General features: G+C 70.8%; 16 protein-coding genes. 3 read left to right on the plus strand and 13 right to left on the minus strand.

All coding sequences use genetic code 11. The features are described 5' to 3' along the window. Window positions 1-20 precede the first annotated feature (20 nt). Both HEK131_RS25985 and HEK131_RS25990 read left to right on the plus strand, forming a co-directional pair. On the plus strand, window positions 21-1,064 hold the full coding sequence (locus HEK131_RS25985; RefSeq protein ID WP_217463005.1) for an ABC transporter ATP-binding protein: 1,044 nt from the start codon (window positions 21-23) through the stop codon (window positions 1,062-1,064). Window positions 1,065-1,249: 185 nt separating this feature from the next. Further along, window positions 1,250-1,984, plus strand: coding sequence for a class I SAM-dependent methyltransferase (locus HEK131_RS25990; protein ID WP_244337195.1), 735 nt, complete (start codon window positions 1,250-1,252; stop codon window positions 1,982-1,984). Between the two features lie 221 nt (window positions 1,985-2,205). On the opposite strand, the gene HEK131_RS25995 is transcribed toward HEK131_RS25990, so the two are convergent. The 7 genes from HEK131_RS25995 to HEK131_RS26025 form a co-directional block, all read right to left on the minus strand. Continuing rightward, complete coding sequence (locus HEK131_RS25995) at window positions 2,206-3,330, minus strand: ABC transporter ATP-binding protein (protein ID WP_217463003.1); 1,125 nt, start codon at window positions 3,328-3,330, stop codon at window positions 2,206-2,208. Window positions 3,331-3,350: 20 nt separating this feature from the next. Next, window positions 3,351-4,409 carry an ABC transporter ATP-binding protein gene (locus HEK131_RS26000; RefSeq protein WP_244337196.1) on the minus strand — a complete coding sequence of 353 codons (1,059 nt, stop codon included), beginning with the start codon at window positions 4,407-4,409 and terminating at the stop codon, window positions 3,351-3,353. Window positions 4,410-4,419: 10 nt separating this feature from the next. Continuing rightward, window positions 4,420-5,400, minus strand: a complete 981-nt coding sequence (locus tag HEK131_RS26005; protein WP_217463001.1) for an ABC transporter permease — start codon at window positions 5,398-5,400, stop codon at window positions 4,420-4,422. An 89-nt stretch (window positions 5,401-5,489) separates the two neighbouring features. Continuing rightward, a complete protein-coding gene (locus tag HEK131_RS26010) occupies window positions 5,490-7,301 on the minus strand; it encodes an ABC transporter substrate-binding protein (RefSeq protein ID WP_244337197.1) in 1,812 nt (603 codons plus the stop codon). A gap of 106 nt (window positions 7,302-7,407) precedes the next feature. Beyond that, window positions 7,408-8,442, minus strand: a complete 1,035-nt coding sequence (locus HEK131_RS26015; RefSeq protein WP_217462999.1) for an ABC transporter permease — start codon at window positions 8,440-8,442, stop codon at window positions 7,408-7,410. A gap of 575 nt (window positions 8,443-9,017) precedes the next feature. After that, window positions 9,018-10,925, minus strand: coding sequence for a translational GTPase TypA (gene typA, locus HEK131_RS26020; RefSeq protein ID WP_217462998.1), 1,908 nt, complete (start codon window positions 10,923-10,925; stop codon window positions 9,018-9,020). A gap of 147 nt (window positions 10,926-11,072) precedes the next feature. After that, entirely contained in the window at window positions 11,073-13,247 is a 2,175-nt protein-coding gene (locus HEK131_RS26025) for an ABC transporter family substrate-binding protein (protein WP_244337199.1), read from the minus strand. Window positions 13,248-13,442: 195 nt separating this feature from the next. On the opposite strand from HEK131_RS26025, the gene HEK131_RS26030 reads away from it, so the two are divergent. Continuing rightward, complete coding sequence (locus HEK131_RS26030) at window positions 13,443-14,948, plus strand: hypothetical protein (protein ID WP_244337200.1); 1,506 nt, start codon at window positions 13,443-13,445, stop codon at window positions 14,946-14,948. A gap of 33 nt (window positions 14,949-14,981) precedes the next feature. On the opposite strand, the gene HEK131_RS26035 is transcribed toward HEK131_RS26030, so the two are convergent. The 6 genes from HEK131_RS26035 to HEK131_RS26060 form a co-directional block, all read right to left on the minus strand. After that, window positions 14,982-17,564 (minus strand): SpoIIE family protein phosphatase, encoded by a 2,583-nt coding sequence (locus HEK131_RS26035; RefSeq protein WP_217462995.1) that lies wholly within the window; start codon window positions 17,562-17,564, stop codon window positions 14,982-14,984. A gap of 350 nt (window positions 17,565-17,914) precedes the next feature. After that, window positions 17,915-18,343, minus strand: a complete 429-nt coding sequence (locus HEK131_RS26040; RefSeq protein WP_217462994.1) for an ATP-binding protein — start codon at window positions 18,341-18,343, stop codon at window positions 17,915-17,917. Window positions 18,344-18,557: 214 nt separating this feature from the next. After that, window positions 18,558-18,968 carry a (deoxy)nucleoside triphosphate pyrophosphohydrolase gene (locus tag HEK131_RS26045; RefSeq protein ID WP_244337202.1) on the minus strand — a complete coding sequence of 137 codons (411 nt, stop codon included), beginning with the start codon at window positions 18,966-18,968 and terminating at the stop codon, window positions 18,558-18,560. 30 nt (window positions 18,969-18,998) lie between these two features. After that, window positions 18,999-19,190: an SPOR domain-containing protein gene (locus HEK131_RS26050; RefSeq protein ID WP_161145706.1), complete on the minus strand. Its 192-nt coding sequence runs from the start codon at window positions 19,188-19,190 to the stop codon at window positions 18,999-19,001. Window positions 19,191-19,557: 367 nt separating this feature from the next. After that, the gene (locus tag HEK131_RS26055; RefSeq protein ID WP_217462992.1) at window positions 19,558-20,310 is read right to left on the minus strand and encodes a GntR family transcriptional regulator; all 753 of its coding nucleotides are present in this window, start codon (window positions 20,308-20,310) and stop codon (window positions 19,558-19,560) included. 159 nt (window positions 20,311-20,469) lie between these two features. Further along, on the minus strand, window positions 20,470-21,651 hold the full coding sequence (locus HEK131_RS26060) for a DUF4190 domain-containing protein (protein WP_244337204.1): 1,182 nt from the start codon (window positions 21,649-21,651) through the stop codon (window positions 20,470-20,472). Between the last annotated feature and the right edge of the window lie 55 nt (window positions 21,652-21,706).

Consider the following 21,706-nt stretch of genomic DNA (forward strand, 5'->3'; position numbering starts at 1 on the left):
CGAGACGGGATTTCACCACCATGAGCAGCGACACTCCCCTCCTGGACGTCTCCGGGCTGACCAAGCACTTCCCGATCAAGGGCGGCTTCCCGATCCGGCGTACCGTCGGCGCGGTCCAGGCCGTGGACGGGCTGGACTTCCAGGTGGCCGAGGGCGAGAGCCTGGGCCTGGTCGGCGAGTCCGGCTGCGGCAAGTCCACCACCGGGCGGCTGATCACCCGGCTGATGGAGCCCACCGCGGGCCGGATCGCGTACCGGGGCAAGGACATCACGCACGCCGGCCGCAAGGAACTCGCCCCGATCAGGTCCGAGATCCAGATGATCTTCCAGGACCCGTACGCCTCGCTGAACCCGCGGCACACGGTCGGCAAGATCATCTCCGGTCCGATGGAGATCAACGGCATCGAGCCTCCCGGCGGCCGCGAGAAGCGGGTGCGGGAGCTGCTGGAGATCGTGGGTCTGAACCCCGAGCACTTCAACCGCTTCCCGCACGAGTTCTCCGGCGGCCAGCGCCAGCGCATCGGCGTCGCCCGCGCGCTCGCCCTGAACCCGAAGCTGATCGTGGCCGACGAACCGGTCTCCGCGCTGGACGTCTCCATCCAGGCCCAGGTCGTCAACCTGCTCCAGAAGGTGCAGCGGGAACTCGGCATCGCCTTCGTGTTCATCGCGCACGACCTGGCGATCGTCCGGCACTTCTCGCAGCGCGTCGCGGTGATGTACCTCGGCAAGATCGTGGAGATAGGCGACCGGGACGACCTCTACAACAACCCGCGCCACCCCTACACCCGCGCCCTGCTCTCCGCGGTCCCCGAGGCCACGGTGGACGAGACCCCGCGCGAGCGCATCCGCCTGGTCGGAGACGTGCCCTCCCCCATCGACCCGCCCTCCGGCTGCCGCTTCCGCACCCGCTGCTGGAAGGCGACGGAGAAGTGCGCGACCGAGGCCCCGCCGCTCGCGGAGGCCGAGGGCAACAAGCCCGGCCACCTCACGGCTTGCCACTACCCGGAGTCACAGGAGATCATTCCGGTCGCCAGTCTCTCCAAGACCCCCCAGGAAGCGGTCTGACACACCCCTTTCGTCGACCGCCACCTGCGGAACGGACTTTCACCGGCCCATTGACCCGAGCCCCGAATGTCCTGTTCCAGGGGACCGAAGGCCCGCGTCCACCCTGACGCGGGCCTTCCGCCTGCTCTGGCCGGAACCTTTCGCCGGCCGTACGCGCGACCGGGCACCCGTGTGAGACTGCCCCGGTGGTAGCCCAACCGTTCAACGACTTCTCGCTAGCGCCGTTCTACGACGCCCTCAATCCCTGGGGTCCGGGCGACGACTTCCACCTCGGCCTGATCAGGGCGGCGGCCTCGGTGCTCGACATCGGCTGCGGCACCGGCCAGTTGCTCCGCAGGGCCCGCGCCGAGGGGCACCCCGGACGGCTGACCGGACTCGATCCGGCCGCCGCGATGCTGGTCCACGCCCGAGCGGGCGCCCCGGATGTCGAGTGGGTGCTCGGGGACACCCGGAGCCGCCAGTGGAAGGGCGAGTTCGCGCTCGCGGTGATGACCGGGCACGCCTTCCAGCAATTGGTCCGGGACGAGGAGATCCGGCAGTGCCTGGGCGCCGTACGGGAGGCGCTGACCGAGGGCGGGCGCTTCGTCTTCGAGACCCGTAACCCCGGCGCCCGCGCCTGGGAGCGCTGGACCCCGGACCGGGTGCACACGATCACCGGTGCCGACGGCGCCGAGATCCGGGTCCACCACGAGGTGACGCACGGACCGGAGAACGGCGTCGTCGGCTTCACCGAGACCTTCGCCTGCGCGAGCTGGCCGGCCCCGAGGACCGGCCGCAACACCCTCCGCTTCCTGGACCCCGGCGAACTGGACCACTTCCTCGCCGGGGCAGGGCTGAACATCGCGGCCCGCTACGGCGACTGGGACCGAAGCCCGCTGACCCCCGAGTCCCCGGAGATCATCACCGTCGCCGTTGCCTAGGGCCTGTCCGGCGGATCATGGCGCGGACGCGGGGTCTGGCACGCCCATCTGCGGCGTTGTCGTCACTCTCCCCCAAGCTCTCGCCTCCGCTCGAGCAGGGGGGACCCCCACCGCTCCGCGTCGACTCCCTCCTCCGCCTTGCATCTGGACGCACCAGACCCCGCTCACCTGGGTCGATTCGGCACCGTTGCTCACCCGCACCCTGATCCGCCGGACAGGCCCTAGTCCTTGGCGATGTCCTCCTCCAGCGCCAGCAGCGCCGGGTCCAGGACGATGTCCTCCTCGCGGGCCTCGGTCGTGGGCTCCTCCGGGAAGTGGCAGGCGGTCAGGTGGCCGGCGCGGTTCCCCGTGATCTGCACCAGCGGCGGTTCCTCCGTGGCGCACTTGTCCTGCGCCTTCCAGCACCGGGTGCGGAAGCGGCAGCCGGAGGGCGGGTCGATCGGGGACGGCACGTCACCGGCGAGCCGGATGCGCTCGCGGGCCGGAGCCTGCTCGCCCGCCACGCTCACCTCCGGCACGGCGGAGAGCAGGGCGTGGGTGTAGGGGTGCCGGGGGCGGGTGTAGATGGAATCGCGGTCACCCACCTCGATGATCTTCCCGAGGTACATCACCGCCACCCGCTGCGAGAAGTGCCGGACGATCGCCAGGTCGTGCGCGATGAACAGGAACGCGATGCCGAGTTCCCGCTGCACCTTCTGGAGCAGGTTCACCACCTGCGCCTGGATGGAGACGTCCAGCGCGGACACCGGCTCGTCCGCCACGATCAGCTTGGGCTCCAGCGCGAGCGCCCGCGCCACACCGATGCGCTGGCGCTGGCCGCCGGAGAACTCGTGCGGGAAGCGGTTGAAGTGCTCGGGGTTGAGACCCACGATCTCCAGCAGCTCCCGCACCCGCTTCTCGCGGCCGCCGGGCGGCTCGATGCCGTTGATCTCCATAGGCCCCGAGATGATCTTGCCGACGGTCTGGCGGGGGTTGAGGGAGGAGTACGGGTCCTGGAAGATCATCTGGATCTCGGACCTGATCGGCGCCAGCTCCCGGCGCGAGGCATGGCTGATGTCCTTGCCCCGGTAGGAGATCGTGCCCGCGGTCGGCTCCATCAGCCGGGTGATCAGCCGGCCCGTGGTCGACTTGCCGCAGCCCGACTCACCCACCAGGCCGAAGCTCTCGCCGACCCGCACCGAGAGGTCGACCCCGTCCACCGCCTGGACCGCGCCGATGGTCCGCCGGATCGGGAAGCCCCCCTTGACCGGGAAGTGCTTGGTCAGCCCGGAGACCTCGAGCAGCGGTTCGCCGCCCGCGTCGGCGCCTTCGTCCCGCGGAGCGGGCAGCAACAGGTCCTTGGTCATGACGGTTACTCCTTTGCGCCCTAGCCCAGCCGGGGCTTGATCTCGTCCACGAAGATGTCCCGCTTCTGCGCCGGGGTCAGATGGCACGCCGACTCCCCCTCGCCCAGCAGCGGGCGCTCGGTCACGCACCGGTTGCCCTCGACCCGGTCCTGGAAGGGGCAGCGGGGATGGAAGCGGCAGCCCGAGGGCGGGCTGAGCAGGGAGGGCGGTGCGCCGGGAATGGGGGTGAGCGCGATCGACGGGTCCGAGTCGAGCCGCGGCATCGAGTTCAACAGGCCCCAGGTGTAGGGGTGTTCGGGGGCGTGCAGCACGGTGTCGACCGAGCCGCGCTCCACCGCGCCGCCCGCGTACATCACCATGATGTCGTCGGCCATGTCCGCGATCACCCCCAGGTCGTGGGTGATGAAGATGATGCCCGAACCGAACTCCTGCTGGAGGTCCTTGAGCAGATCGAGGATCTGCGCCTGGACCGTCACGTCCAGCGCGGTGGTCGGCTCGTCGGCGATCAGCAGGTCCGGGTCACAGACCAGGGCCATGGCGATCATCGCGCGCTGGCGCATGCCGCCCGAGAACTGGTGCGGGTAATCACCCGCCCGTGCCTTGGGGTTGGGGATGCCGACCTTGCCCAGCATCTCCACCGCGCGGCCCCACGCCTCCCGCTTGGAGGCGCCGGTGTGCTTCATGTACGGCTCGGCGATCTGCCGGCCGACCGTGTAATAAGGGGAGAGCGCGGTCAGCGGGTCCTGGAAGATCATGGCGACCTTGTTGCCGCGCAGCTTCTCCAGCTCCGACTCCCGCGCGGTCGTCAACTCCTGCCCGTCCAGCAGGATCTCGCCCTCGACGGTGGTGAACATCGGGTTGTGCAGGCCGAGGACGGTCAGGTTGGTGACCGACTTGCCCGACCCCGACTCCCCCACGATGCCGAGGGTTCTGCCGCGTTCCAGGTCGAAGGAGAGCCCGTCCACCGCCCGTACGATGCCGTCCTCGGTCTTGAAGCTGACGTGCAGATCGCGCACGGACAGCAGCGGACCGTCGCCCGCCGGGGCCGGGACACCGGCCTCCTTGGTCAAAGTGGTCACGACAGTGCTCCTAGGACAGCCGCACGCGCGGGTCGATGAAGGCGTACGCGGCGTCGACGACGATGTTGAAGAGCAGGATCATCGCGGCGGCGAACAGCATCACGCCGAGCAGCAGCGGAAGATCGCTGAAGTAGACGGACTGCACGGACAGTTGGCCGAGCCCCGGCAGACCGAAGGTCCACTCGGTGATGATGGCGCCGCCGAGCAGGGAGCCCAGGTCGATGCCGAAGATGGTGACGATCGGGATCAGCGAGCCGCGCCAGGCGTACCGGAAGAAGACGTACCGCCGGGACATGCCCTTGGCGCGGGCGGTGCGGACGTGGTCCTCCTGCAACTGCTCGATCATCGAGGAGCGCGCCATACGGGTGTACTGCGCCGCGAAGATGGTGGAGAGGATCACCCAGGGGATGACCAGTCCTGCGAACCAGTCGATCGGGTTCGCGGTGAAGTCGTGGTAGTCGGGCTTCTCGAACCAGTGGGTCTGGTAGACGAGGAGCGCCAGGGCCAGCGGGCCGAGGAAGTAGATCTGCATCCCGCTGATGACCATCGCGCCGGCCGTGGCCAGCTTGTCGATCATGGTGCCGCGCCGCCAGGCGGCCAGCAGGCCGGCGCCGATACCGATGCCGAGGAAGAACACCGCACTGCCGATGGTCAGCGACACGGTGGTGGGCAGCCGGTCGATCAGCGTGCCCCAGACCTGCTCGTTGGTGTGGTACGAGTAGCCGAAGCAGGGTGCCGGGCACGGCCCTTGGGCGAAGCTGTCGCTGCCCATGGCGAGGTTGTGCAGGAAGATCATGTACTGCTCGGGGATGGACTTGTCGAGGCCGAGCACATGGTGGATGTTCTCGATGGCCTCCGCGTTGCAGGTCTTGCCGCACATCAGCAGCGCCGGGTCGCGGGGCACCCCGAAGAACAGGACGAACGTGACGATGCTCAGCAGGAAGAGGATGACGACGGCACCGAGGGTCCGGCGGACGAGGAAGCGCAGCATGACAGGGGCAGCTCTCTGACGTCGGCGGTCCGGGGCCCGGCGCCCGGCGCACCCCGAGCGGGGCGCGCCGGATGCCGGGCGGGAGGCGGTTACTTGATGAAGAGGCGACGCGGGTCGATGCCGCTGAGCACGTCGTCGTAGACCAGTCCGCCGACCTTGGAACCGGCGATCTGCGTCTGCTTGTAGTACGCGGTCGGGACGACGTTGACGACGTCCTTCACGATGTACTGGTCGAGCTTCTCCCACTCGGACGCGGCCTTCGCCGGGTCGGTGATCTTGCCGATCCGGTCGATCTCGCTGTTGATCTTCGGGTCGTTGATCTGCGAGTAGTTCTGCGCGCCCTCGGCGATCACGCGGCCGTCGTACAGCGGCGGGATCACGGTCGAGGCGGACGGCCAGTCGGCACCCCACGCGGTGTGGAAGATGTCGTAGTTGTTGTCCAGCTTGGAGACCTGGTCGTAGAAGGTCTCGGCCGGGATCTCCTGGCGCTGGACGTCGAAGCCGGCCTTCTTCAGGCCCGCCGCCATGGCGGTGGAGTACTGCTGGCCCTCGGGGGTGTTGATGTAGCCGAAGGTCAGCTTCATGTTGAGCTTGCCGGCCTTCTTCAGCAGCTCCTTGGCCTTGGCCGCGTCACCGGCGGGCTTCTTCTTCTTGCCCCACGGGTCGAAGGTGGCGTCGTAGCCCGAGACGGTCGGGGAGATGAGACCGCCCGCGACCTCCATGGCGTCGGTGCCGCCGTAGGCACGGACGAACGGCGTGACCGGCAGGGCGTAGGCGATGGCCTCGCGGACCGTCTTGTCCTGCATCGGCTTGTGGCTCATGTTGATGTTCATCTGGCCGACGAACGACTGGTAGCCCGAGACCGTCCGGGACTTCAGCTTGGAGTCCTTGAGCACCGAGGACAGGTTGCCCGCGTCGACCTGGTTGTTGAAGCTGATGCCCGTCTGGTCCGCGCCGCCGTCGGCGAGCAGGGCCTTGGTGGACGCCTCGTACTGCTGGTTGAAGCGGAAGTTGAGCCGGTCGATGTACTGGTGGCGGATCGGGTCCGTCTTCGGGTCCCAGTTGGTGTTCTTCACCAGCACCATCGACTTGCCGGACTTGAACGACTCGACCTTGTACGGGCCGGCCACCACGGGCGCCTTGTCGTAGCGCTCCTTGGTGTCACCCTTCTGGGAGACGACTCCGTAGCCCGCCATGGCCAGCGCGTACGGCAGGTCGGCGTGCGGGGTCTTGAAGTGGAAGACGATCGTCTTGTCGTCCGGGGTCTCCAGCACCGAGTCGGGCAGGTGCTTGCCCTTGTACGGGCCGTCCTTGAGCAGCTTGCGGTAGGTCGCGCCCGGCGCGTCGGCCAGCCACTGCTGGAGGAAGGTCGGGCCCTGGTTGATGAAGGGCGCGAAGAGGCGCTCGACGGTGTGCCGGATGTCCTTGGACGTGATCGGCGTGCCGTCCTGGAACTTGATGCCGTCCTTGAGCGTGTACTTCCAGGTCTTGCCGCCGTCGGTGGTGGTGCCCGAGTCGGTGGCGAGGTCGCCGACGACCTCGTGCTTGCTGCCGTCGTCGCTGGTCGCCTTGTACCCGGTCAGCCCGCGGTGCAGCAGGGTGGCCAGCGAACCCTCGTCGGCGACGTAGATCTGCGCCGGGTCGAGGTGCGCGTAGCTGTCGCGCTGGAGCACTTCCAGGGTGCCGCCGGGCTTGGCGCCGGGCACCTCGGCGGCCGGTCCGGTGGACGCCTTCGCGTCACCGAACTCGATCAGCGCCTGCTGGCGCTGGGCGTTCTGCTGCTGCTTCTTGTCGTCGTCGCCGCCCTTGTCGCTGCCGCCCTTGCTGCAACCGGTGAGCACAAGCGCTCCGGCCGCGAGCACGGAAAGTGCGCCGTATGCCTGGCGTCCGCCCCTACTCATCACGAGGTTCCCACCCATCTCTGTGTCACCAGTGCGTTCTGTGTCACCAGTGCGGAGAAACTGCTGGTAGTGCTGTGCGTGCGGTGCTGTGCTGTGAAGTGCCCGGTCAGCGAGCGGACTTGGGGTCGAACGCGTCTCTGACCGAATCCCCGAGCAGGTTGAAGGCCACGATGAAGATGATCATCGAGATGCCGGGGAAGAACATGTAGGTGATGTCGTTCTGCATCACCAGTTCCGTGGACGCCTTGGAGAACATCTGTCCCCAGTCCGGCGTCGGTTCGACGATGCCCACGCCCAGGAAGGACAGTCCCGCCTCGGCGGTGACGAACGAGGGCAGCAGGTAGGTGGACTGCACCAGCAGCGGGGTGACGACGTTGGGCAGGATCTCCTTGCTGATGATCCGCCACGGCGAGGCCCCGCTGACCCTGGCCGCCTCGATGAACTCCCGTTCGCGCAGGGCGAGCGAGGTGCCGCGCAGGATGCGGGCGAGACTCATCCAGCCCAGGAACCACTGGACGATGATCAGTGCCAGCACCCGGACGTAGGTGGGGGTCTCGTCACGGGGGCTGACGAACAGCGAGACGACGACCGGCATGCTGGCGATGAAGAACAACTGCGCCGGGAAGGCGAGCAGGAAGTCGATGACCCGGCCGATGAAGAAGTCGGTCCGGCCGCCCAGGTATCCGGCCGCCACCCCGAGCAGGATGCCGGTGAGGACGACGGTGACGGTGACCGCGAGCGAGATCATCAGCGAGGTGCGGATACCGAAGATGAGCTTGGTGAAGACGTCGTACCCGTTGCCGGGTTCGAGGCCGAACCAGAACTCGCCGCTGATACCGCCGTTGGGCTGGATCGGGACGCCCGCGCTGTCGAACAGCTCGGGGCGCTCATCGGCGTACACCGTGTACGGGTCCTTGCCGTACAGCTTGGAGATCAGCGGGGAGAGCAGCCCGATGAGGAAGAAGAAGGCCACCACACAGGCCGAGATCACACCGGTGCGGTCACGCCTGAAGCGCAGCCACATCAGCCGGCCGGGAGAACGGCCTTCGAGCTGGACGGTCTCGGTCTTCGTCAGCGGCCCTGGTTCGCCGTCGACGACGACCGAAGTCCCGCCGCCCTCGATGTCGATAGGACTTGTCACGGTTCGTCCGTTTCACAGATATGAGTGCGGGAGGTTCCGGGAAAGCTGGACAGCGCGCGAAACCGCAGCCGGACGCGCGTAGTACTAGGGCCGGATCACACCACTGGAAGCGACGAACGACTCCGACTGACGCCTGTGACACCGCGCATGGGGGTTCCTCCTCATGACTCCACGTGTTCACCAACAGGAGAGGGTTCCCGTCTTCCTCCCGACACCCCTGACGGAAGGGCAGACACCCCCTGGTGCTCGTGAGCCGGCACTGTCCCCACAGTGCGAGACCCATTGACCCGAGCGCTACGCGGCTAACTATCTGCCATGAGCCACATGGCGACCACCGTCTTTAAATCTCAATTCAGTCACGGCTGACGTGTCGAACTTCCAAAAACCGGACAAACAAGTCCCCTACTGAAGGCCACGAAACGGACGTGTTACATGGCTATCGGTCCGGGATCTCCGCGTTCCGGACACCCCACGGTGGGCGGCCGCGCGAAAACGGGTTGCAAAAAGCCCGGCCGCCCCCGAGACGGGGACGGCCGGGCTCAACTACCCGGCACCAAGGCCGGGTTGTTCAGTACTCAGCTGTGCTTGGCACGGCTCGCGCTGCGACCGCGCTCCTTCTGGTCGAGCACGACCTTGCGGATGCGAACGGCCTCCGGGGTGACCTCGACGCACTCGTCGTCGCGGCAGAACTCCAGCGACTGCTCCAGGGAGAGCTTGCGCGGCGGGACGATCGCCTCGAACGAGTCGGCCGACGCGGACCGCATGTTCGTGAGCTTCTTCTCCTTGGTGATGTTCACGTCCATGTCGTCGGAGCGCGAGTTCTCGCCGACGATCATGCCCTCGTACACCTCGGTGCCCGGGTCGGTGAACAGCACGCCGCGCTCCTGGAGGTTCGTCATCGCGAACGCGGTGACGGCGCCGGAGCGGTCGGCGACGAGCGAGCCGTTGTTACGGGTCGTCAGGGTGCCGAACCACGGCTCGTGGCCCTCGTGGATGGAGTGGGCGATGCCCGTGCCGCGCGTACCGGTCAGGAACTCCGTACGGAAGCCGATGAGGCCGCGGGACGGGACGACGAACTCCAGGCGGACCCAGCCGGAGCCGTGGTTCGACATGTTGTCCATCCGGCCCTTGCGGACGCCCATGAGCTGCGTGACCGCGCCCATGTGCTCCTCGGGGACGTCGATCGTCATGCGCTCGACGGGCTCGTAGGTCTTGCCGTCGATCTGCTGGGTGACGACCTGCGGCTTGCCGATGGTCAGCTCGAAGCCCTCGCGGCGCATCTGCTCGACCAGGATGGCGAGCGCCAGCTCACCACGGCCCTGGACCTCCCACGCGTCCGGGCGCTCGGTGTCGAGCACGCGGAGGGAGACGTTACCGATCAGCTCGCGGTCGAGGCGGTCCTTGACCTGGCGGGCGGTGACCTTGCGGTCCTTGACCGCGGACTTGGCGTCCGCGCCCTTGCCCGTGCCACCGCGGCCGACCAGCGGCGAGGTGTTCGTGCCGATGGTCATGGAGATCGCGGGCTCGTCGACCGTGATCAGCGGCAGCGCGACCGGGTTCTCGGGGTCGGCGAGGGTCTCACCGATCATGATGTCCGGGATACCGGCGACGGCGCAGATGTCACCGGGGCCCGCCACCTCGGCCGGCTTGCGGGTGAGCGCCTCGGTCATCATCAGCTCGGTGATGCGGACGTTCTGGACCGTGCCGTCGCGCTTGATCCAGGCGACCGTCTGGCCCTTGCGCAGCTCGCCCTGCTCGACGCGGAGCAGCGCGATACGGCCGAGGAAGTTGTCCGCGTCGAGGTTGGTGACGTGGGCCTGGAGCGGCGCGTCCTCCTCGTACGTCGGGGCCGGGACGTGCTCCAGGATCGTGGAGAAGAACGGCTCCAGGCTGGTGGAGTCCGCCGGGACCGTGCCGTTCTCCGGCTTGGTCAGCGAGGCGACGCCGTCACGGCCGCAGGCGTAGACGATCGGGAACTCGATCTGCTCCTCGTCCGCGTCCAGGTCGAGGAAGAGGTCGTACGTCTCGTTGACGACCTCGTCGATGCGCGAGTCCGGGCGGTCCGTCTTGTTGATGCACAGGATGACGGGCAGCCGCTGCTGGAGCGCCTTGCGCAGCACGAAGCGGGTCTGCGGCAGCGGACCCTCGGAGGCGTCGACCAGCAGGACGACCGCGTCGACCATCGACAGACCACGCTCGACCTCGCCACCGAAGTCGGCGTGGCCGGGGGTGTCGATGATGTTGATCGTGATCGGGTCCCCACCGTCCTTGGGGTGGTACTTCACCGCCGTGTTCTTGGCGAGGATCGTGATGCCCTTCTCACGCTCCAGGTCGTTCGAGTCCATCATGCGGTCGTCGACGGAGTCGAGCTGGTGGGCGGCGAACGCGCCGGCCTGCTTCAGCATGCCGTCGACGATGGTGGTCTTGCCATGGTCGACGTGGGCGACGATGGCGACGTTACGGATGTCGTGGCGCGTGGCCATATTGCGGCGTTCTCCCGGAGTGTGCGGACTGCCCTGCGCGGGACTCTGCTGCGCGGGACCTGCCGGGCTGGACACGCCACGGCCTCACCCCATGGTACGTGGCCCTGCGGGGGACGGCCTCCGCAGGGCCACGAGGGCCGATTCCGGTCAGCTCTTGGACGGGCTCGGCACGGCCTTGGCGCCCTTCTTCAGGAAGCCCATGTCCTCGTAGACGGGGGTCTGGAAGCCGAAGGCTCCGGCGTTGACCAGGGTCTTCCGCACGCCGACGAGCTGGGGGCGCTGGTAGAGCGGGATGGAGCCGGCGGCCGCCCAGATCCGGGTGTCGGCCTTGCGGATCAGGTCGCGCGACTCGTCCTCGTCCAGCGTCGAGGCGGCCTGGTCGAAGAGCTGGTCCACCTGGTCGGTGCCGACGCGGGTGTAGTTCTGCTCGACGTTCACCGAGCCGTCGGCGGCGGGGGCGGGCTTGGCGAAGATCGGGCGCGCGTCGGTGGCCGGGAAGGCGGAGGCGGGCCAGGAGTACAGGGCGAGGTCGAAGTCGCCGGCCGCGATGTGGTCCTTGAAGTAGCTCTCGTCCGGGACCTTGACGACGGTGGTGCGGATGCCGACCTTCTCCAGCATCGCGGAGATACGCCCGGCGACGGTGTTCAGGGTCTCCGAGCCCGCGCCGGTGGGGAGCACGAAGCGGAGGTTGAGCGCCTGGCCGTCCTTGGCGAGCGGACCGTTGACCGCGCCGGCGGGGGCGGCGGTGCCCTTGGGGGCGTACGCGCCGGGGGCGCCGCCCTGGCCGGAGTACTGCTTGCCGTCCTGGGCGAGGTGGCGGCCGCCGCCGTCGCCGCGCTCGTTCTTGTCGTCGCTCCCGTCGTGGTTCTTGTCGTCCTCGCCGACGATGTACTCGCCGTCCTTGCCGCCCTCGGAGCGGTCCTCGTCGTCCTTGGCGCTCTCGGGACCGGCGGCCTTGTCGGCCTTCTTCTCCGTCTTGACCGGGCCGCCCGGCACCCAGCCCGCGTCCGCGAGCAGGGCCTGCGCCTCCTTGGTGTCCTGGCCGCCGAGGGCGCCGCTGTTGTCGGCGTAGGCCGGCTGGCCGGACAGCGCGAGGTGGCTGCCGACCGGCTCGGCGGGCAGGCCGAGCGGGGTCAGCACGAGCTTGGCCAGCTCCTTGCGGTCCAGCGCGCGGGCCACGGCCCGGCGCACCCGCTCGTCGGCGAGCAGACCGCCGGCACCGTTCAGGGCGAGCTGGGTGTAGGCGGGCTCCAGCGACTTGCGCACGTCGAAGGAGCGCAGCGCCTCCTGCTCCTCCAGGTACCGGGTGATGGCCTTGCGCAGCTTCTTCTGCCCGGCGTGCGCCACCTTCTTCGACTCCATGCCGTGGGCGAGCGCCCAGGAGCGGAGCTTCTTGGCGGAGGTCTTGCCACCGCCCACGAGCGGGCTGCCCGCACCGGCGCCACCGGTGGCGGCCCTGATCCGCCCGGCCTCGGCCGCGTCGATGTCGGCGATGTCCACGGTCCCGTCGGCGAGCGCGGCGGCCCGGTTCTCGCGGGAGACGGTGTGCAGCGTGATCTGGTCGAGCTTGGCGGGCTGCCCCCACCAGCGCGGGTTGCGGGTGAGGACGACGTCCTTGGCGGCGGTGTCGACCTTCTCCACCTTGAAGGGGCCCGCGGTGGTCCTGAGCTTGCGCCGGGCGCCGTCGTTGAAGGCGTCCGGGGTGCCCATGACGTCCTTCGGGTACAGCGGGGAGAACAGGGACTTCCAGTCGGCGTAGGGGCGGGAGAAGGTGACCCGGACCTGGAGGTCGCTGGCGCCGCGCTCGATCTTGGCGATGCGGTCGTACCCGGCGTTGCGGGCGGTCCAGTAGGCGCTGTCCTTGCCGGACAGGGCGCGCCACTGGGCGACGAAGTCGGCGGCGCCGATCTCGCGGCCGTCGCTCCAGACGGCCTGCTGGTTCAGCTTGTACAGGACCACCTGGCGCGGCTCGGTCTCGATGACCTTGGCGGACTCCAGGTAGGCGGGGTTCACCGCCGGGCGTCCGTTCGCGTCGAGCTGGAACATCGAGGGGAGGGTGGCCTGGGCGACCCGGGTGGTGCCCGCGTCGGCATCCGCCTGGTAGGCGTTCAGGGTCTCCGGCAGCGCGTCCACGGCCCATTTGACGGTGCCGCCCTGGGCGACCTTGTCGCGGGTGGCCTGGGCGATGTCCTGTCCGGCCAGGGGGCGGCTGGCCTTCTCGTCCGAACCGCACCCGGCGAGGAGGGGCACCGCGAGGGCGCCCGCGGTGAGGAAGGCGGTCGCGCGCAGGACCGCGCGTGAGCCGACGCCGTCGTGGGACATCTCTGCTACCTCCGGAAAGCCGCGGGCATGTTGATCACTTTTGGCGGTATATGGAGCTGATCAGATCTATGCACCCACTGAAAACGACCGCACCGGGGAAACGGGGCGACACGACCACGCCACGCGGCAACCCCACCCGTGCGGCGCAACCCCGCCCGCTCGCGGAGGCACGTACCCGCCCATACGCTCCCAAAGGTGACGTCCTCCCTGGTCCGGGGCCGCCCCCGGCACGCCACGGCGCACATACGGGTGCGGATCGCGCACGCGCTGGTGGGCGCGGTCGCCGGGACGGGCTGGCTGGCGCTCCCGGTGCCGGCGGCCCAGGAACCGGCGACGGCGGCTCCGCCCCGGCACACCTCCCCCGCCGCTCCCGCCCCTCCCCGTGACGACGAGTCTTCCGCCGTCGACCTGATCCTCCCGGTCGCCGTCCTCGGCGCGGCCGGCGTCCTGGTCGCGTACACCTACGTACGCCGCACCCGCCGCTCCCCCGGCACCGTCTCCCCGGCACCGGCCGCCCCCACCCCGGCCGAGTCCGACCGCCAGGCCCGCGCCGCCCTCGTCCAGGCGGACGACAGCGTCCGGGCGAGCGAGGAGGAGCTGCCCTTCGCGGCCGCGCTCACGGACGAGCGGACCCTCGCCCCGTTCCGCCGGGCGGTCCATGCCGCCCGCACGGAACTCTCCGCCGCCTTCGCCCTGTGGCACCGGTACGAGGAGGGCGAACCGCAGGACCCCGGCGACCGTCGGCAGGCCCTGGTGGGGATCATCGGGCGGTGCGCGGAGGCGGGGCGGGTGCTGGACGCGCGGGCCGGGGAGCTGGACCGGCTGCGCTGGACGGAGACGGGTCCGGCGCTGGGGGTGGCGGAGGGGGCGTTCCGCCGGCTGGCCGGACGTACTGCGGGCGCGCGGGCCACGGCCTCGGAACTGCGCGAGCGGTACGGGCCCTCGGTCGGCGCGCGGGCTGCCGGGTGCGTCGAAGAGGCCATGGACCGGCTGGTGTTCGCCACCGCCCGGCTCAACGAGGCCCGCCGCGCGGCCGACCTGGGTGAGGACGGGCGCGCGGTACGTCAGCTCCGGGCCGCCGAGGGCTCCGTGGCGCAGGCCGGGATCCTGGTGGCCGGGGTGGACCGCACGGCCCGTCGGCTGCGTGAGGCGGCGGCGCTGGTACCGGCCGCGCTGACCGGGGCGGAGGCGGTGCTGGCGCGGGCGCGGGACGCGGGCACACCGGTGCCGTCCGGGGCCGACGACGCCCTGGCCGCCGTACGCGGGGAACTGACGGCGGGCCCGCACGACCCGCTCGCCGCCCTGCGGCGGATCACCCGCGCCCTGGTGCGACTGCCGGACGCCCGGACCGGGGTGCTGGACACCGCCGCCGACCTGGTGGCGCGGGCCACGGCCGGCGAGGCCGAGGACTTCGTCGCGGTGCACCGGGGCGCGGTCGGCGCGGAGGCCCGCTCCCTGCTCGCGGCGGCGGTACGGACCCTCGCCGCACCGCACCCCGTCGAGGCGGCCGTCCTCGCGCGCCGCGCGCTGGAACTGGCCGAACGGGACGTCCGGGCGCACGGCGTGCCGGAGTCCGGCACCGAGGGGACCGCCGGGGCGGTCCAGGGCGGCGTGCTGCTCGCCCGGGACCCGGACGGGGGCCCGCCGGTGGCCTTCGGCGGGCCGGAGACCCGCGGCCGTCTCCGGCCCGGAACGGACTGAGCCATGCCTGCGCCGGCTCGGGCTCCGCAGGGGTCAGAACAGGCTGAGCAGGGCCTCCGCCGGGTCGGTCAGGGGGCTGTCGGCGCCGGGCAGCGGCAGCTCGAACCAGACCGTCTTGCCGCGCGGGGTACGCCGGGAGCCCCAGGCCGCGCTGAGCAGCCCGACCAGTTGCAGCCCGCGCCCGCCCTCGTCGGTGTCCCGTGCGCGCCGCCTGCGGGGCTGGACCAGACCGGCGTCCCAGACCTCGCAGACCAGGGTGCGGTCCAGCAGCAGCCGGAGCCTGATCTCGCCCTCGCCGTACCGCAGCGCGTTGGTCACCAGCTCGCTGACCAGGAGTTCCGTGGTGTCGACCAGGGGTTCCAGGTCCCAGCTCAGCAGTTGCGTGCGCGCGTACTCGCGGGCCCGGCCCACGCTGCGCGGCTCGCGCGGCAGGGTCCAGTCGCCGACCGACTCGGCGGGCAGTCCCTGGACGCGGGCCATGAGCAGGGCGATGTCGTCCTCGCCGTGCCGGGTGTCGAGGCTGTTCAGAACGTGATCACAGACGTCCTCCAGCGGCCGGGAGGGGTCGGTCAGCGCCTGCACGAACGCCTGGAGCCCTTCGTCCAGCGGATGGTCGCGGGACTCGACCAGGCCGTCGGTGTAGAGGGCGAGCAGGGCGCCCTCGGGCAGCTCCACCTCCACCTCCTCGAACGGCTCGCCGCCCACGCCCAGCGGCATCCCCGGCGGCACGTCGAGCATCAGCGCGGGCTCGCCGGGCTCCACCAGCACCGGCGGCAGATGCCCGGCGTTGGCGAAGGTGCAGCGCCGGGTGACGGAGTCGTACACCGCGTACACACAGGTGGCGAGGTAGACCTCGCTGAGGTCGGCGTCGCGTGGCTGGCGGGCCGCGCGGGTGGCCTGCTGCACCCCGCCGGGGGTGCCGAGGCCGCGTGCGATCTCGTCCAACGCGGAGAGCACCTCGGCCGGTTCGAGGTCGAGCAGGGCCAGGGTGCGGACCGCTGTGCGGAGTTCACCCATCGCCACGGCCGCGCGCAGGCCGCGTCCCATCACGTCGCCGACCACCAAGGCGGTTCGGTGGCCCGGCAGTTCGATGACGTCGAACCAGTCACCGCCGACCTCGGTGGCCGCGTTGCCGGGCAGGTAGCGGCAGGCGATGTCCAGGCCGGACGCCTCGGGGTCGCCGGGCGGCAGCAGGGACCGCTGCAGTATCAACGCGCGTTCGTGCTCGCGCCGGTAGAGCCGGGCGTTGTCGATGCAGACGGCGGCCCGCGCGGCCAGCTCCACCGCGAGGTCGCGGTCGCGGTCCCCGAAAGGCTCGCTGCCCTTGGTGCGGGCGAACTGCACGATGCCCACCACCGTGTCGTGCGCGACCATCGGCACGGCCAGCGTGGACTGCACCAGCCCGCCCTCCTCGGCGGGCACCCGCTGCGGCCGGGCGGTGCGCAGGGCGTCCGCACAGGGCGAGTTGAAGGGGAAGCGGTGCACCGCGCCCAGCTCCACCCGCTCCCCGGAGCCGCCCAGGGGCGCGTCGGAGACGGCGCTCGCGAAGGCGACCCGGCGCAGTTCCGCGCTGCCGTCGGCCAGCTTGGGCGGGGCCTCGTCGCCGGTCAGCAGGGCCTGGTAGAGGTCGACGGTGGCCAGGTCGCAGAAGCCGGGGACGACCACGTCGAGGAGTTCGCGGGCGGTCGTCTCCAGGTCGAGGGAGTTCCCTATGCGGGCGCCGGCCTCGTTGAGCAGGGCGAGGTTGCGCCGCGCCGAGGCGGCCTCGCGGGCGGCCTCCCGGCGGGCGGTGATGTCGGTGCCGAGCCAGGCCACGCCGATGGGACGCCCGCTGCCGCTGTGCACGCGGTAGAGGTTGATGGACCAGTGCCTGCGCTCGTCGGAGTCCGGTACGAAGCCGGTGACATGCATGTCCGTGATGGAGTCGCCGGTCTCCAGCACCCGGCGCATGGTGGCCGAGACCCGGTCGGCCTCGGCGCGCGGCAGATAGTCGTGCACGCCCTTGCCCCGGTGGTCGTCCGGGGTGCCGCCGAAGATCGAGGCGAACCGCATGTTGGCCCGCCGCACCCGCAGATCGTTGTCGATCAGCAGGAACCCGAACGGAGATTGGCCGAATATCGCCTGCGAGGCGGCGAGGTCGGTCTCGATGCTGCGCAGGGTCCGCACGTCCACGACGATGCAGACGGCGGCCTTGTCGCCCTCGGCGGTACGGGTCGGCATGACGTAGACCTCGGCCATGCCCTCCTCGCCCCGCGAGCCGTCCCGTCCGTCCGGCATCCGGAAGGGGACCACACCGGTCCACTCCCGCCCGTCCAGGATCTCCGCCATCTTGCGCTGGCCACGGCTGCGCAGGTCGGGGTCGACGAACGCCTCGATCGGGTCGAGCCCCACGGCCCGGTCGGCGGAGACGCCGAAGAGCTGTTCGGCGCGCAGGCTCCACTGCTCGATCAGCCCGCCGGGGCTGAGGGAGAAGGACGCGACCTTTATGTAGTCGTACATCGAGCCGGGCGGACTGCTCTGCCACATGTCAGCGGGGGCCGCCTCCTCGGCGGCCCGGCCCCTCGCGCCGCCCGACGGGTCCTCGGACTCCGTGGCCTTCGCTGGTATCTCGCTCACGCGAACCGTCCCCTCCAGCTCACCGCGTCCGGCACCGGTCACCGGGGGCGGCTGCCCGCAGTATCCAGCACTACGGCGCCGCACAACACGGTGTTCACGATCACAGCTCGGTACGGGTGCCTTCCGGACCGGGCCGCGACAACACTTCCAGTCTTCTAACCAGGGAACACGACCTCGAACCACGCGCCCGGCAACGCGCTTGCGCACCGGGGCACGAGCCGACCCACGCGGGGGCGCGCGCAACCCCTCCGTACCCCCGGCTCACCCCGCCGTGCACCTGATGCACCCGCCCGCGCTCCGGGTCACAGGGGGGCCGTACGCATCATTGCCGGACCGTCACTCCGGGACCGTCACTCCGGGACCGCCAGCTCGAACCAGACGATCTTGCCGCTGCCGCCGGGCCGGGTACCCCAGCGGTGGGAGGAGCCGGCGACGAGCTGAAGCCCGCGCCCGCTCTCGTCCTCGGGACGCGCGACCCGCTCGCGCGGCAGGTCGGGCAACTGGTCGGAGACCTCCACCAGCAGCGTGCCGTCGAGGCCGTCGGGGCGCACCAGGCGCAGGCCGATGGGGCCGTCCGCGTGCCGCAGGGAGTTGGTCACCAGCTCGCTGACCAGCAACGCCGTCAGATCGGCGAGGGATTCGAGGTGCCAGCCGCCCAACTGTCCCCGGACGGCGACACGAGCCGCGCGCACCGCACCGGGTTCCGAAGGGAACGTCCACTCGGCGCAGTCGCCCTCGGTGTCGAACACGCCGATCACTTCCCAGGCCAGCAAGCCCACCCATGTCCGAATTCATGGGGTTAATGGGCACATACCCGGTATCCCATGGGCAGTACCGCGTGGGCCGGGGCACTGTGGCACGAACGGCGTACTTGTTCCCGGGTCCGGGCCGCAGTCGTCCCGGGGGCCGGACGGGGGCCGGGTGAGGGGCGCGGCGGACCGTACCGGCACGCCGGCCCGCGCCCTGCGCCGGTCGACGCATCCCGTACGCCGGTCAGCGCGCCCGGGCGCCGAGGCGTGCGGCGATCTCCCGGACGGCCGGCACGTCCTGGTCGAGCCAGGGGACCTCCCAGAGGCGGTCGGGGGTGAGCCAGCGCAGCTCGTCGTGGTCCTGGAGGGCCTCGGGGCCCGGGGAACCCGGACGGAGCCGGGCCGTCCACACCCACAGCACGTAAGGGGGCCTCAGGGGCCATTCCCCCGGCACGCGTTCGACCGCCTCGGCGTCCACGCCGAGTTCCTCGCGCAGCTCGCGCACGAGTGCGTCGTCGGGCCGCTCGCCGGGCTCGACCTTACCGCCGGGCAGCTCCCAGCGCCCGGCCAGCTCCGGCGGCGCACTGCGCCGCGCGGCGAGCAGTCGGTCCCCGTCGAGCAGCGCGGCTCCCACCACCACGATCCGTTCGGTCATGGTCCGGAGCCTACGGGAGCGCGCCCGTGGTCAGTTGCGCGTGCTCTCGCCGTGCTGTCCGACGCGCTCGACGCTGTAGAGCTGCCTGTGCCCGTGCCCGTCGAGACTGTCGGCCATCTTCTGGGCCTCGGCCCGCGTCGCGTACCGGCCGACCCGGTAGCGATTGCCGTTGTCGTCCTGACGTATGACGAGCCAGGGCAGAACGACCGCACCCTCGTTCATCGCCCCCACCGTTTCCCTTCCCGTGCCACTTCGCACCGGCCCCACCCGCTTCCCGCTCCGGGGTTCCAAGGTGTCCCGCCCGAGGAAACCGCAATACGCATATGCCCGAGCGTACGCCCAACCTTCACACAGCGAATACGGCTTTTCACGAAGAGGTACGCAACCGGCCAGAACGCAGGGGGGCGCACGGAATCGGACGCGCCGCGTCGGGCGAGGGTAAGGGAAAAGACGTGCGATCCGGGCCGACCCGCGGCCACCAGGGAGAACGGCCGGATCACGGCGGGTCGCCGAAAGCTCGGCGCGCGTTCGCACGCCGGGGCGCGCTCCAGGGGAGCGCGTCCCGTGTGCGCTACCTCACCAAGGGGCGCTAACGCACGGAGAGGTGATAGGCGACCTGATAGCGGTCGGCGGGGATCACCACGTCCGCGGTCTCCACCGGGCGGCCCGAGGCGTAGTACGTGCGCTGGATGACCAGGACCACATGGCCGGGGACACCGCCGAGGAGGATCAGCTCCTCGGCGAGGCCGGGGCGGGCGCCGACCTCCTCGGTGACGTTGTCCACGATGACGTCGATGGCGCGCATCCGCTCGACGACGCCCATCCCGCCGAGCGGGCCCTCCTCCGGCAGCATGACCGGGGTGCGCCCGGTCACGGCCAGCGGCTCCCAGGAGGTGGAGAGCATCATCGGCTCCCCGGCCTCCCGGAACAGGTACTTGGTGCGCATCACGCGCTCCCCCGGCTTGATGCCGAGCCGCTCGGCCACCCCCGTCCCGGCCTCAGCCCGCTCGCTGCTGGACTCCCAGGTGCCACGCGCGTTCGCGTCGGCCTGCTCCTGCCGGAAGGGGGTGGCACCGCCCGAGGGGCGGTACCCCGAGCGCGCCACGCTGCGGGGCACCGGCCGCTCGCGGACGTACGTCCCCGAGCCGGACCGCCCCTCGACCAGCCCCTCGGCCATCAGCACCTTGCGGGCCTCCAGCGCGACCGTGTCCGAGACGCCGTACTCCTCGCGGATGCGGGCCTGCGACGGGAGGCGCGTATGGGGCGGCAGTGAACCGTCGACGATCTTCTGGCGGAGATCACCCGCCACACGCAGGTACGCCGGCTGTTCACCGAATGTCACGGGCCGCTCCCATCAGGTTGTACAGACAGCGACAGCGTGGCAACCGTGGGTTGTGCCACGCAAGCGAAGGCCAGAGAATCACCCGATGTGATGACGAGGGTCCGCGCACACCTGCGTCCAGCGACTTTCTCCGCCCATCACTCCCCCGCCCCGCCGTGATCACACCTGGGCGCCACCGTCCGCCGGGTCGTCACCGACGTCCTCGCCGCCCGGGTCCGGCGGTGTGGTCGCCAGCTTCAGCGCCTCGCGGACGGCGAGGGTGGTGCGAGGCTCGATCAGGGTGGCACCGGCGTCGTAGGGCACGTAGAAGGCGTCGGCGTCCTCGGCGCGGGCGGCCTCGGCCCACAGGGCGCGGGCCTTGTCCAGGCGCTCGGTGAGGCCGGCCATGGGCTCGGCGGCGGTGGCGGGCCAGGGGCGGGCGCGCAGGGTCCGCGAGCACTCGCCCAGGGCGGTGGAGACCCGGCGGGCCCACGCCTTGTGTCCCGGCAGGTCGTCCTCGGCGTAGGCGGCCTCGGGCGCGGTGTCCATGGCCGCGTCCAGCACGCGAACGGCCTTCAGATAGGCGACCTGGTCGGCGTCGAGGACCGACTCGTCCGCGCGGAGCGAGCCGGTGAGGGTGCCGCCCTCGGTGACGCTGCCGAGGACGCAGGTGACCGTGCGGTCGCCGAACACCCACGTCTCCTTCGAGGGCGCCAGATAGTAGACGTCGACGTCGTGGGGCACCGCCCAGGAGTCCATCGCGTACGTGTCCCGCAGGCCGGTGCAGCGCTCGGCGGCCTCGACCACGGCGGCTTCACCGGGGTAGGGGCCGCCCTCGATCCCGAAGGTGGCGAAGACCTCGCCCTCGTGCTCGCCCGCGCAGGCCACCGGGACGATGCCGTCGACGACGCCCTCCAGGTCGCCGGCGGCGTCGAAGCAGTCGCCCTTGGCCAGTGAGACGCTCGCGCCCTCGCGCATGCCGTCCTTGACGTCCTGCCAGGTCCGGGTCGCGGCGCCCGTGGTGAGCAGCAGTACGGCGAGCCCTAGGCCGGCCCCGGAGAGCGCGCTGCCGACGACGGCCGCGGCCCGGCCGCGCTGGCCGCGCACGTGGATCTGGCGGAGCGCGATCAGGCCGAGGAGGAGACCGACGCCGGGCAGGCAGCAGAGGATGCCGGTGACGAGGGAGGCGATGGCGAAGGGGTTCGTGGGGGCGAGGGTGCCGTAGGGGGCGTAGGGGGCCTGAGGGACGTAGGGGGCCTGGGGGGCGCAGGGGGCGGGGCTCACCGCCTCGGCGCCGTCGGGCGCTCTGTACGGGTTCCGGCCTTCGGGCTCGCGGGGTTCAGGGGCAGGGGATATGGACACCGGTACCGTTTCTGGGACGAGTTGCGGCAGCGGGGGCGAGCGAGGACTCTCGGTC

The organism is Streptomyces seoulensis, assembly GCF_022846655.1.
Lineage (GTDB): Bacteria > Actinomycetota > Actinomycetes > Streptomycetales > Streptomycetaceae > Streptomyces.

Bases quoted from the DNA above. Each gene is read 5' to 3' on its own strand.
- HEK131_RS25985 (WP_217463005.1), top strand. From the start codon at position 21: ATGAGCAGCGACACTCCCCTCCTGGACGTCTCCGGGCTGACCAAGCAC.
- HEK131_RS25995 (WP_217463003.1), bottom strand. From the start codon at position 3,330: ATGACCAAGGACCTGTTGCTGCCCGCTCCGCGGGACGAAGGCGCCGAC.
- HEK131_RS26005 (WP_217463001.1), bottom strand. From the start codon at position 5,400: ATGCTGCGCTTCCTCGTCCGCCGGACCCTCGGTGCCGTCGTCATCCTC.
- HEK131_RS26010 (WP_244337197.1), bottom strand. From the start codon at position 7,301: ATGAGTAGGGGCGGACGCCAGGCATACGGCGCACTTTCCGTGCTCGCG.
- typA (WP_217462998.1), bottom strand. From the start codon at position 10,925: ATGGCCACGCGCCACGACATCCGTAACGTCGCCATCGTCGCCCACGTC.
- HEK131_RS26025 (WP_244337199.1), bottom strand. From the start codon at position 13,247: ATGTCCCACGACGGCGTCGGCTCACGCGCGGTCCTGCGCGCGACCGCC.
- HEK131_RS26045 (WP_244337202.1), bottom strand. From the start codon at position 18,968: ATGACCGAACGGATCGTGGTGGTGGGAGCCGCGCTGCTCGACGGGGAC.
- HEK131_RS26050 (WP_161145706.1), bottom strand. From the start codon at position 19,190: ATGAACGAGGGTGCGGTCGTTCTGCCCTGGCTCGTCATACGTCAGGAC.